We start from the raw sequence: 11,519 nt of genomic DNA on the forward strand, positions 1-11,519 counted from the left end.
ATGTCCACCATGGCTGTCCCCGACGTCGCGGTCGCCGCGGTCGACGAGGGCTTCTGGACCCGGACCCGCAAGGTCGGTCTCACGCTGCTGGCGCTCGGTCTGCTGTCGGCGGTGCTCTTCGGGGCGCTCGCCACCGATCAGCAGGCCCGGTTCACGCTCAGCGACGACGCGGCCGGCGCCGCACTGGAGATCAATGGCACGATCGGGGCGATCCTGTTCGGGATCATCGCGATCGCCGCCGGCGCGGCGCTGCTCGCCGGTGTGCCGAAGCGCTGGTTCCTGCCCGTGCTCGCCGTCGGGCTGGTCGGCTTCGTGCTCTCCTTCCTCTGCTGGCAGGTCTCCGCCGCGCCGACCGGGCAGAACTTCATGCCGCTGGTCAACATCATCCGGGGCACGTTCATCCTGGCCCTGCCGCTGATCTTCGGCGCGCTCGCCGGGGTGCTCTGCGAGCGGTCCGGCGTGGTCAACGTGGCCATCGAGGGTCAGCTGCTGATGGGCGCGTTCAGCGGGGCCCTGTTCGGCAGCATCTCCGGCAACGTCTGGGTGGGTCTGGTCGCCGCCGCCATCGGTGGCGCGTTCATCTCGCTGCTGCTGGCCGTCTTCGCCATCCGCTACCTGGTCGACCAGGTCGTCATGGGCATCGTGCTGAACCTGCTCGCGGTCGGCGTCACCGGCTTCCTCTACGAGCGGCTCATGCAGACCGACGCGGAGAAGTACAACAGCGCGCCGCGCTTCAGCAACTGGGAGATCCCCCTGCTCAAGGACATCCCGGTGCTCGGGCCGGCGCTGTTCCGCGGCAACATCTTCCTCTACGTCGGCCTGCTCCTGGTGCTGGTGATCCACATCGGGCTGTTCCGCACCCGGTGGGGCCTGCGTACCCGGTCGGTCGGCGAGCACCCGATCGCCGCCGACACGCTCGGGGTCAAGGTGCTGCGGGTGCGCTACCGCAACGTGCTGCTGGCCGGCGTGGTGGCGGGCATCGGCGGCGCGTCGTACACGCTGGCGCTCTACTCGTTCACCAAGAACATGATCGGCGGCAAGGGGTTCATCGCGCTGGCCGCGCTGATCTTCGGCCGGTGGAACCCGACCGGGGCGCTGCTCGCCGCGCTCTTCTTCGGCTTCGCCGACCAGCTCGCCACCTATCTGGGCGCGATCAACAGCTCGATCCCCAGCCAGTTCCTGGCCATGCTGCCCTACCTGGCGACCATCCTGGCGGTCGCCGGTCTGGTCGGCCGGGTCCGGGCACCGGCCGCCGACGGCAAGCCCTACATCAAGGGCTGACACCAACAGGCGTGCCCGGCGGGACGTCCCGCCGGGCACGCCTGTTGGTCATCGGCGTCAGGCCGCCGCAGTCGCTCCGATCCGCTCGGAAAACTCCACGAGACGGTTGGAGAAGCCCCACTCGTTGTCGTACCAGCCGAACACCTTGACCTGGTTGCCGACGGCCTCGGTCAGCGGCGCGTCGAAGATCGACGAGTAGGGGTTGCCGACGATGTCCGCCGAGACCAGCGGCGCCTCCGAGTACTGCAGGTAGCGCCGCAGCCTCTCGGATGCCGCCGCCTCGCGGAACGCCGCGTTGACGTCCTGGACGTCGGCGCTCTGGCTAAGGACCACGGTGAGGTCGGTGATCGAGCCCGTTGCGACGGGCACGCGCAGTGCGGCGCCGGTGAGACGCCCGTCGAGCTCCGGGATGACCTTGCCGATCGCCTTCGCCGCGCCCGACGACGTTGGGATTGTCGAGACGGCCGCCGCGCGGGCGCGGCGCAGGTCGGAGTGTGGCGCATCGTGGAGCCGCTGGTCGCCCGTGTAGGCGTGGACCGTCGTCATCAGTCCCGACTCGATGCCGAACGAGTCGTTGAGCACCTTCGCCAGCGGTGCCAGCGAGTTCGTGGTGCAGGAGCCGTTGGAGAAGACGTCGTGGCCGTCCGGGTCGAGCCGGTCGTCGTTCACCCCGAGAACGAACGTGGGCACGTCCCCCTTGGCCGGTGCCGAGATGATGACCTTCCTCGCGCCGCCCTTGAGGTGGGCCGCCGCGGCGTCGCCGTCGGTGAAGTGGCCGGTGGACTCGATCACGACGTCGACGCCGAGGTCACCCCAGGCGATGGCGGCCGGGTCGGCCTGCGCGAAGACCCTCATGCGCGTGCCCCGAACGGCGATCGCGTCGCCGTCGAAGGCGACGCCCTCCAGATGACCGGAGACCGAGTCCCACTCGAGCAGGGTGGCCAGCGTGCGGGCATCGGTGAGGTCGTTCACCGCGACCACCTCGACGTCGGCGTTGTTCGCCAGGGCCGCGCGCAGGTAGGTGCGCCCGATCCGTCCGAACCCGTTGATGCCGATGCGTACCGTCATGGCTTCAGTTCCTCCTGTTGTTCTCGTGGGCGAGCCCGCCTGGTGCCGCCGTCCGGAGCAGGGCGAGAGCGCCGGCGCGGGCATCGTCGAACGGGCCCGGGTCCTGCTGGGCGATCGCGAGCACATAGCCGCCCTGCAGGACTGCCATCAGGGTGTTGGCGAGTTGCTCCGGGTCGAGGCCGTCCCGCAGTTCGCCCGCGGCGATGGCCTCGCGCAGCACCCTGACCCAGCTGAGGCGGGCCTGGGCGAACGCGCGCGCCACCGGGGCGAGCAGCACCGGATCCTCGCGGACCTGCGGGTCCTGGGTCATCCGGCCGACCTTGCAGCCCTTGAGGGCGTCGCGGGGACGCATCAGGTGGGCCTCGATCCGAGCCATCGGGTCCCCCGGAGCGTCGAGCTCGGACGCGGCCGGCAGCAGATCGGCGATGTTGCGCTCAAGGGCGGCGAGCGCGAGATCCCGCTTGGTCGGGAAGTGGTGGTACATGCTGCCCTGGCCCACGCCGGACCTTTCGCGAACGTCACGCGGGCTGGTGTCGGCGTAGCCGCGCTCCCACATGAGCTCGCTCATCGTGTCGACCAGTAGTTGTCGCGAGTCCATAACCTCACTGTACATACCAGTAGGTACAGAGTATCCGGCAACCCTGCCCTGCCTGCTTCTGACCTGGGCTGCTTCGGCAGAATGATGGGATGACCGACATTGACTGGGCGCGGTTGCGCGCCGCCGCCACCGAGGCGATGCGGCACGCGTACGCGCCGTACTCGACGTTCCCGGTCGGCGCGGCCGCGCTGGTCGACGACGGCCGCGTGGTGGTCGGCTGCAACGTGGAGAACGCCGCGTACGGCGTGACGCTCTGCGCCGAGTGCGGAGTGGTGTCCAGCCTGCACGCCACCGGTGGTGGTCGCCTCGTCGCGCTCTCCTGTGTCGACGCGACAGGTGAGCCGCTGATGCCGTGCGGCAGGTGCCGGCAACTGCTCTGGGAGAACGGCGGGCCGGAGTGCCTGATCGAGACGAAGAGCCGCCCGCTGCGGATGGCGGAACTGCTGCCGCACGCCTTCGGCGTGGAGGACCTGGAGGCGGTGACCGGCGAGACCCCGGTGCCGGTGGTCCCGGAGCGGCTGGCCGCCTGGCGTGGACGTGGCACCGTCTTCGTGCACCCGGACCTCTCGGACGGGCAGCAGGTCTGGACGGCGTACTGGGAGCGCTCGGCGGGAGACGACGCGAGCGCCGAGACCGGCGTGCTGGAGGAGGCTCCGAGCTGGGACGACCCGGACGAGGCGATCACCTGGGGAATGGCGCGCACGCCCCGAGTTGTCGTTGTCGACGAGACCGGGACGATCTTCTGGGCCGGCGAGGGGGAGCCGCCTGCTGAGATCCCGGTGCGGTGGGCTGGTGGCTGAGCTTGGGGGGCGGGATCTGCAATCGACTAGGAAGATCTTTTAATGAGTGGTTTTGCTGCTGTTGACGTCATTCGGGTCAAGCGGGACGGGGGTGTGCTGTCGGACGCGCAGATCGACTGGGTGCTGGACGCGTACACCCGGGGAGCTGTCGCCGACGAGCAGATGTCGGCGCTGGCCATGGCGATCCTGCTCAACGGCATGACCGGGCCGGAGATCGCCAGGTGGACGGCCGCGATGATCGCCAGCGGTGAGCGGCTCGACCTCTCGGCGGTCCGTCGCCCGACCGTCGACAAGCACTCCACCGGCGGTGTCGGTGACAAGATCACCCTGCCGCTCACCCCGCTGGTGGCCGCGTGCGGCGCCGCCGTTCCGCAGCTCAGCGGGCGCGGCCTCGGGCACACCGGCGGCACGCTGGACAAGCTGGAGTCCATCCCGGGCTGGCGGGCCTCGCTGAGCAACGACGAGTTCATCGCCCAGCTCGGAGAGGTCGGCGCGGTGATCTGCGCGGCCGGCGCCGGGCTCGCGCCCGCCGACCGCAAGCTGTACGCGCTGCGCGACGTCACCGGCACCGTGGAGGCGATCCCGCTGATCGCCAGCTCGATCATGAGCAAGAAGATCGCCGAGGGCACCGGTGCGCTGGTCCTGGACGTGAAGGTCGGCTCGGGCGCCTTCATGAAGTCCGTCGACCAGGCCCGTGAGCTGGCCCGCACGATGGTCGAGCTGGGTGGTGCGCACGGCGTGCGGACGGTCGCCCTGCTCACCGACATGTCCACCCCGCTCGGACTGGCCATCGGCAACGCGGTGGAGGTGACCGAGTCGGTGGAGGTGCTGGCCGGGGGCGGGCCGGCCGACGTGGTGGAGCTGACGCTGGCCCTGGCCCGGGAGATGCTCGACGCCGCCGGCCTGCCAGACGCCGACCCCGCGGCGGCGCTGCGCGACGGGCGGGCGATGGACTCCTGGCGGGCGATGATCCGCGCGCAGGGCGGCGACCCGGACGCGCCGATGCCGACCGCGCCGGAGGTCGAGGTGGTCCGTGCCGAACAGGACGGGCACGTCGCGGCCGTCGACGCGTACGCCATGGGGGTTGCGGCCTGGCGGCTCGGCGCGGGCCGGGCCCGCAAGGAGGACCCGGTGAGCGTGCCGGCCGGTGTGGTGTTGCACAAGCGGCCGGGCGATGTGGTGCGGGCCGGGGACGCCCTCTACGAGCTGCGGGCCGAGGATCCGTCGCGGATTCCGGCGGCCCTGGCGGAGGCAAGTCGCGCGGTGCACATTGCACCTGGCGCGCCACGAGCGACGCCCCTGGTCATCGAACGGATCGGCTGACCGGGGCGGCGTGGTGCCCGTCACCTGGGAGCGCTATTGTCGCAGGCCAAAGGCGTGGCGTGCAGACAGGAAGTTGCCCCGTGACCGTACCTGCCCCCGACCCGCGCGAGGTGCGCGAGGCGAGTCTGGACGAGCTGTCCCGGCTCGGCCTGCCGCTGCCGCCGGCCCAGTTCCCGCTCGTGTGGGAGCCGGGTGATGCGATCGAGCTGCGACCCAGGGCGGAGATAGAGGCGCGGATCGCCGTGCTGCACCTCATCCTGGCGCGCTGCTTCGGGATGCCCCCGCAGGCGGCGATGAGCTGGCTGCTCGGCTCGCACCTGGTCGAGATGGTCACCCCGCCGGAGTGGCAGTTCGTGATGGGCGGCAAGGGCGACCACCGGTCGTTCGTGCTGCACCACGACGCGCTCTTCGCGCTGGCCTGGGTGCTGGGGTTGAGCAAGCAGCTCGACCCCACCCTGGCGGTGGACGAGCGGTTGGTCGAGCGGCTGCCGCACATCGCCGAGGGGGAGACCTTCGGCCGCTGGCAGTCCCGGATCCTCGCCGCGCCGCAGCACCCGGCCGACGCGGCGGCCCTGCTCGACCTGCACTACTGCCTGGACTGGGCCTACCTGGAGACCGAGCGCGACGGCCGGCGGGCGCCGGGGCTGGTCGACGCCAACGCGATCGGGCAGCGACGCTGGGCGCTGGAGTGGGCGGTGATCCTGCGCGGGCCGTACCACGACGAGCCGCCGGGCTGGGAAGAGGTAGACCTCTCCACCTGAGCGCTCAGCGGCGTCGGTAGGCGTCCAGCCGGACCGCCACGCGCACCCGGACCGGCTCCGGCAGCGCGGCCAGCCGCTCGGCGAGCGAGGTCGGGTTGGTGTGCCAGGCGCTCGGGCCCATCCCGACCAGCGTGGCGACCTCCGGCCGGGTCAGCGCCAGCTCCGCGCGGTGCACGGTCGAGCTGACCGGCGTGAAGTGCCCGCCCAGGCTGGCGGCGACCCGGTCGGCCTTGTCCGGGTCCACCCGCAGCAGGTCGAGGGCGTCCACCAGTTCGGTGAGATGGTCGGCGGCGGGCGTCACCACGAGCAGCGTGCCGGTCGGGTCGAGCACCCGGTGGAACTCCGCGCCGTTGCGCGGGGCGAACACGTTCAGCAGCACGGCCGTCGAGCCGTCCGCGAGGGGCAGCCGCTGCCAGGTGTCGGCGAGCGCCGCGGCGGCGCGGGGGTGTGCCCGGGCGGCGCGGCGCAGCGCCGGCTTGGAGACGTCCAGGGCCAGACCCACGGCGTCCGGCAGTGCCGCCAGCACCGCGCCGAGGTATCGGCCGGTGCCCGCGCCGGCATCCACCACCAGGGGGTACGCCTCAGAGCCAGTCGCCGGCTGTCCGGTCCGTACCCCTGCGGTTGCGTCCTTTGCTCTGCTTCCCTCCACGCGACAGTGCGCTGCGGTAAGTGTTGCGTCGGTGGAAGCAGAGCAAAGGGCGGACGGAGGGGGTGCGGGGGGCGTCGTGCCGAGTCGCGCGACCGCCTCCGTCGCCGCGGCGGCGAGCGCGGCCGAGATCACGTCGTAGTGACCGGCGGCCTGGAACTCCGCTCGCGCGGCAATCATCTCGGCGCTGTCGCCGATGTGCGGCGCCCGGCCGGTGAGCAGGTTCACGTAGCCCTGCCGCGCGATGTCGAAGGTGTGCCGGCGCCCACAGCGCAGCGCCCGAGCGGTGCCGACGGTCGTCTCGACCAGGGATTGGCCGCAGACCGGGCAGCTCAGCCGGTCGAGGATGCGCGGATCCACGTCAGGCCGCCAAATCGTGTGGTGCGCGCATACCGGGCAGCCTAACGAGCCGCCCCGCTCCGGCCGCCCACGCCCGCTGACTAGGGTCTGAGCATGGTCGCAACTATCCGGTACGAGGACATCGTCAAGGTCCCGAAGGCGCTGCTGCACGACCACCTCGACGGCGGGCTGCGGCCGGCGACGATCGTCGAGCTGGCCGCGGAGGTGGGACACGAGCTGCCCACCACCGACCCGGAGGCGCTCGGACGCTGGTTCGTCGACGCCGCCGACTCCGGGTCGCTGGAGCGTTACCTGGAGACGTTCGCGCACACCGTGGCGGTCATGCAGACCGGGCCGGCGCTGCGCCGGGTGGCGCGGGAGTGCGCGCTGGACCTGGCCGCCGACGGGGTCGTCTACGCCGAGGTGCGCTTCGCCCCCGAGCAGCACCTGGAACAGGACCTGAGCCTGGACGAGGTGGTCGAGGCCGTGCTGGCCGGGTTCGCCGAGGGCACCGCGCAGGCCGTCGAGGCGGGCCTGACCATCCGGGTGGGCACCCTGCTCACCGCCATGCGGCACGCGGCGCGCTCCCAGGAGATCGCCGAGCTGGCGGTGCGGCACCGCGACGCCGGGGTGGTCGGCTTCGACATCGCCGGCGCCGAGGCGGGCTTCCCGCCCACCCGGCACCTGGACGCCTTCGAATACCTGCAACGAGAGAACTTCCACTTCACCATCCACGCCGGTGAGGCGTTCGGTCTGCCGTCGATCTGGCAGGCGATCCAGTGGTGCGGCGCGGACCGGCTCGGTCACGGCGTACGGATCGTGGACGACATCGCCGCCGACGGCGCGCTGGGCCGGCTGGCCGCGTACGTGCGGGACAAGCGGATCCCGCTGGAGCTCTGCCCCTCGTCGAACGTGCAGACCGGCGCGGTGGCCTCGATCGCCGACCACCCGATCGGGCTCCTGCGCGACCTGCGGTTCCGGGCCACCGTCAACACCGACAACCGGCTGATGAGCGGCACCTCCATGTCGCGGGAGATGTCGCTGCTGGTGGAGACGTTCGGCTACGGCTGGCGCGAGCTGCAGTGGTTCACCATCAACGCGATGAAGAGCGCCTTCATCCCGTTCGACGAGCGACTGCGGATCATCGACGAGGTGATCAAGCCGGCGTACGCCAAGCTGCTGCCCTGATCCTCGTCAGCCGTGCGGGTGGCCGGCGAGCAGGCCGGCCACCCGGCGCAGCACCTCCCGGGCCCGGGCCGCCTCGGCGCCCAGCCCCATCTGCCGGCGCAGCACGGCGGGTTCCGCTCGCAGCAGGGCCACGCCGCGCCGGACCAGCACCCGGGGCGCCTTGCGCTGCTCGGACAGGTCGCGGGCCAGCCGGCGCAGGAAGGTCGCCCCGCGCGGACGGCGCAGCGCGTACGCCCCGGCGAGCAGCCCACGGCGGCGGCACTCCTCGACGATCTCGGCGGCGAAAATCCCTTCGGCCACGAAAAGTGGCGATCCGTCGACATCAAATGGCCGGGTGGCCACCCGTCGATCCGCGCCGATCGCATAAACCGGCACATCGGCACGGCCCTCGCGGGCAAGTCGAGCAATCGTTTCGACGGCGGTCAACGCGTCCCAGGACTGCGGCGATTCCCAATCGACCTGGCCGTTTCGTCGCGGCAACGTAGGGTCATCGCCGTCTTTGTAGAAGTCGTCCAAACACAGCACCGGCAGGCCGGTTTGCTGCGCTATGTACGACTTTCCGGAGCCTGAGGGGCCGGCGAGCAGGACAACGCGGTGGGGATGTTCCATTACCTTCAGTTACTCCGGCCAGACGGACTGCTATCAAATCGCATCAACATCTCATCACACCTTCGGCCGGGGACAACCTGGGCTTTCTTCTTGCCGACCGGCGTGATGGAATCTCGGGGGTCCGACCCGCCGGGTCGGTCGCTGGGCGTTGCCCGGGGCAACGCGTTCAAGCTGTAATCGCGAGGGCGGTGACGTGAGCAAACGGCCAAAGACGGCGGGCTCCTTCCTGTCGCGGCTGCGCCGGCCGGCCAGCCGGCTCCGGGACATGCCGATCTGGTCCAAGCTCGGTCTCATCATGATCGTGCCGACCATCGCCACGGTCGTGGTGGGTACCAGTGGTCTCGTCGACCACCTGGAGACGCTCAACAATGCCAACCGAGCCGGCGACCTGGCCAACCTGTCGAGCTATTCGGGTGACCTGGTCGACAAACTCCAGGACGAGCGGACCTCCGCCGTGCTGCTGTTGCAGGCCACCGGGACGCAGCCGAAGGCGCAGTACCAGGAGGCCTACAACCGGGCGAACACCCGGGTCGACCAGGCGACGAGCCCCTACCGGCAGCAGCGGGGCGACGTGGAGGACCTGCCGAGCAGCCTTGAGGGCCTGCTCGGCGGCATCGACCAGAACCTGCAGGAGCTGCCGGGCGTCCGCAGTCAGGTGTTCAACGGCAAGCTGAAGCTCGCCGAGGCCGTCCAGGCGTACGAGGGTCTGATCAACGACCTGCTCGCCATCCGGGACTCGGCCACCCAGCTCGCCGGCAACAACGAGCTCAGCGACCGGATGCGGGCCGCGGCAGCGGTCGCCCGGGAGAAGGAGTTCCTGTCGCTCCGACGGGTCGTCGTGCACCGCGCGCTCGGCGTGCAGGGTGGGCGCCGACTGACCCCGGCGCTGCGCACCGACTACATCGCCAGCGGCACCGGCCAGCAGCAGGCGCTGCAGAGCTTCAAGGCGGTAGCCAGCCCCGACGAGGCGAAGTTCCACGACCAGACCGTCGCCGGCGGCGACCGGCGCGAGGCGCAGAACTACACCGGCTGGATCGACGGCAACACCACAGGCGACATGAGCAACGCCCCGTTCGGCACCGACCAGTGGGAATCGGCCATGACGGCCAACGCCAAGCTGATCCGCGCCGTCGAGACGAAGCTCGACGGTGACGTGGTCGCCGAGGCCGACAACCTCCGGTCGGACGTCCAGCGCCAGGTGTTCCTGGAGACCGGCCTGCTGCTCAGCATGCTGCTGCTGGCCATCCTCTTCGCGTACCTGGTCGCCCGCTCGATGGCCCGCTCGCTGCGTGAGCTGCGCCAGGGCGCCCTCTCCGTCGCCCAGTACGGGCTGCCGCAGGCGGTGGCCCGACTCCGCGACCCGCAGGTCGTCGGGCAGCTCTCCCCGGTGCAGCTGGCCAACCAGATCGCCGAGCCGCTGCCCGTCCGCAGCAAGGACGAGTTCGGCCAGGTGACCGAGGCGTTCAACGCCGTCCACCTGGAAGCCGTCCGGACGGCCGCCGAGCAGGCGGCACTGCGCGCCTCCGTCGCGACGATGTTCGTCAACCTGGCCCGCCGTTCGCAGATCCTGGTCGACCGCCTCATCGGGCACCTCGACCGGCTGGAGCGCGGCGAGGAGGACCCGGACCGGCTGGCCGAGCTGTTCCAGCTCGACCACCTGGCCACCCGGATGCGCCGCAACGACGAGAACCTGCTCGTCCTCGCGGGCGCCGACTCCACGCGCGTGCAACGCGAGCCGGCTGCGCTCATCGACGTGCTGCGCGCCGCGCAGTCCGAGGTCGAGCACTACACCCGCATCGAGTTCGGGGTCATCGACCGCGACATCGAGGTCGCCGCGCACGCGGTCAACGACCTGGTGCACCTCGTCGCCGAGCTGTTCGACAACGCCACCGCGTTCTCCCCTCCGGACTCGCAGGTCATGGTCGAGGCCCGTCGGGTCGGTGACCGCGCCTCGCTGTACGTGGAGGACCGCGGCATCGGCATCAGCCGCGAGCAGCTGCACGAGCTCAACGAAAAGCTCGCGACGCCGCCGCAGGTGGACGTGGCCGTCTCCCGGATGATGGGCCTGGTCGTGGTCGCCCGCCTGGCGTCGCGGCACGGCGTTCGCGTCGAGCTGCGCCCCGGCGCCGACCGCGGCACGGTCGCCGACGTGACCCTGCCCACCTCGGTGCTGGTGCCCCGCGCGCTCTCCGGCCGGGTGCAGCAGCCGCCGGCCCTGCCCGCGGCCGGCCCGCAGCACAACGGGCCCGCGCCGGTCCTCGGCGCGCTGCCCGCGCTGGGCAACGGCCCCCGCCCCGGCGAGTCCGGCAACCAGGTCACCCTGGGCGGTCGGCCGTTCGACCCGGCATCGCGCAACGGCGCCGGCACGCCCGCCAACACCGGTGCGTACCGCTCGATGCCCGCCTGGTCGGACCTGACCGGCGCGAGCGCGAGCAACGGGGTCAACGGCGGCGACGGTTTCACGCCCCGGACGGCCAACGGCCAGACCATCGACCCGCTGCCGCAGCGGCGGGCCGGCGACGAGCCGACCACCACCGGCCAGCAGCCGACCATCCCCCGGCAGTTGCCCAGCAGCCCGGAGGCCCACCCGTACTCCGCGCCGCCGGTCTCCGCGCAGCCGTACCCCGGTGCGCCGGTCTCCGCCTCGCCGGCGTCCGGCCAGCCGTACTCCGGTCAGCCCTACTCGGGTGCGCCGTACGGCAGCCCGCCGGTGTCCGCCGCTCCGGCCTCCGGCCAGCCGTACGCCGGTCCGCCGGTGTCCGCGTCGCCGGTCTCGGCCTCCCCGGCGTCCGGCCAGCCGTACTCGGCGCCGCCGGCCTCCGGCCAGTCGTTCAGCGGCTTCACGCCCCGGTCCGCCCCGCCCGCCCCGGCGTCCAGCGCTCCGGCGCCGCCGGCCTGGCCGCCGG

The 11,519-nt window shown here is 71.7% G+C and carries 10 protein-coding genes; 6 read left to right on the top strand and 4 right to left on the bottom strand.

The window, feature by feature from the left end; translation table 11 throughout:
* Positions 1-1,281 carry an ABC transporter permease gene (locus B0E54_RS18135; protein WP_234585720.1) on the top strand — a complete coding sequence of 427 codons (1,281 nt, stop codon included), beginning with the start codon at positions 1-3 and terminating at the stop codon, positions 1,279-1,281.
* 57 nt (positions 1,282-1,338) lie between these two features.
* Here B0E54_RS18135 and gap read toward each other — a convergent pair whose 3' ends face one another.
* Together gap and B0E54_RS18145 are read right to left on the bottom strand one after the other, a co-directional pair.
* A complete protein-coding gene (gene gap / locus B0E54_RS18140) occupies positions 1,339-2,349 on the bottom strand; it encodes a type I glyceraldehyde-3-phosphate dehydrogenase (RefSeq protein WP_234585735.1) in 1,011 nt (336 codons plus the stop codon).
* Between the two features lie 4 nt (positions 2,350-2,353).
* Positions 2,354-2,947, bottom strand: a complete 594-nt coding sequence (locus B0E54_RS18145) for a TetR/AcrR family transcriptional regulator (RefSeq protein WP_234585737.1) — start codon at positions 2,945-2,947, stop codon at positions 2,354-2,356.
* 89 nt (positions 2,948-3,036) lie between these two features.
* Between B0E54_RS18145 and B0E54_RS18150 the strand changes: the two genes are divergently transcribed.
* From B0E54_RS18150 to B0E54_RS18160, 3 genes are all read left to right on the top strand, one after another.
* Positions 3,037-3,747: a cytidine deaminase gene (locus B0E54_RS18150; protein ID WP_234585739.1), complete on the top strand. Its 711-nt coding sequence runs from the start codon at positions 3,037-3,039 to the stop codon at positions 3,745-3,747.
* 42 nt (positions 3,748-3,789) lie between these two features.
* The gene (locus B0E54_RS18155; protein WP_234585751.1) at positions 3,790-5,070 is read left to right on the top strand and encodes a thymidine phosphorylase; all 1,281 of its coding nucleotides are present in this window, start codon (positions 3,790-3,792) and stop codon (positions 5,068-5,070) included.
* An 80-nt stretch (positions 5,071-5,150) separates the two neighbouring features.
* Positions 5,151-5,831 (top strand): DUF4272 domain-containing protein, encoded by a 681-nt coding sequence (locus B0E54_RS18160; protein ID WP_234585754.1) that lies wholly within the window; start codon positions 5,151-5,153, stop codon positions 5,829-5,831.
* Positions 5,832-5,835: 4 nt separating this feature from the next.
* On the opposite strand, the gene B0E54_RS18165 is transcribed toward B0E54_RS18160, so the two are convergent.
* Positions 5,836-6,837 carry a putative RNA methyltransferase gene (locus B0E54_RS18165; protein ID WP_234585756.1) on the bottom strand — a complete coding sequence of 334 codons (1,002 nt, stop codon included), beginning with the start codon at positions 6,835-6,837 and terminating at the stop codon, positions 5,836-5,838.
* A gap of 93 nt (positions 6,838-6,930) precedes the next feature.
* Between B0E54_RS18165 and B0E54_RS18170 the strand changes: the two genes are divergently transcribed.
* The gene (locus B0E54_RS18170) at positions 6,931-8,004 is read left to right on the top strand and encodes an adenosine deaminase (protein ID WP_234585768.1); all 1,074 of its coding nucleotides are present in this window, start codon (positions 6,931-6,933) and stop codon (positions 8,002-8,004) included.
* Between the two features lie 6 nt (positions 8,005-8,010).
* On the opposite strand, the gene B0E54_RS18175 is transcribed toward B0E54_RS18170, so the two are convergent.
* Positions 8,011-8,304, bottom strand: a complete 294-nt coding sequence (locus B0E54_RS18175) for a hypothetical protein (protein WP_231392511.1) — start codon at positions 8,302-8,304, stop codon at positions 8,011-8,013.
* A gap of 502 nt (positions 8,305-8,806) precedes the next feature.
* Between B0E54_RS18175 and B0E54_RS18180 the strand changes: the two genes are divergently transcribed.
* Positions 8,807-11,519: nitrate- and nitrite sensing domain-containing protein (locus tag B0E54_RS18180; protein ID WP_234585770.1), on the top strand; the 2,713-nt coding region annotated here is incomplete at its 3' end.

Source organism: Micromonospora sp. MH99, from assembly GCF_021442385.1.
Lineage (GTDB): Bacteria > Actinomycetota > Actinomycetes > Mycobacteriales > Micromonosporaceae > Micromonospora.

Bases quoted from the DNA above. Each gene is read 5' to 3' on its own strand.
- B0E54_RS18135 (WP_234585720.1), top strand. From the start codon at position 1: ATGTCCACCATGGCTGTCCCCGACGTCGCGGTCGCCGCGGTCGACGAG.
- B0E54_RS18155 (WP_234585751.1), top strand. From the start codon at position 3,790: ATGAGTGGTTTTGCTGCTGTTGACGTCATTCGGGTCAAGCGGGACGGG.
- B0E54_RS18150 (WP_234585739.1), top strand. From the start codon at position 3,037: ATGACCGACATTGACTGGGCGCGGTTGCGCGCCGCCGCCACCGAGGCG.
- B0E54_RS18170 (WP_234585768.1), top strand. From the start codon at position 6,931: ATGGTCGCAACTATCCGGTACGAGGACATCGTCAAGGTCCCGAAGGCG.
- B0E54_RS18145 (WP_234585737.1), bottom strand. From the start codon at position 2,947: ATGGACTCGCGACAACTACTGGTCGACACGATGAGCGAGCTCATGTGG.
- gap (WP_234585735.1), bottom strand. From the start codon at position 2,349: ATGACGGTACGCATCGGCATCAACGGGTTCGGACGGATCGGGCGCACC.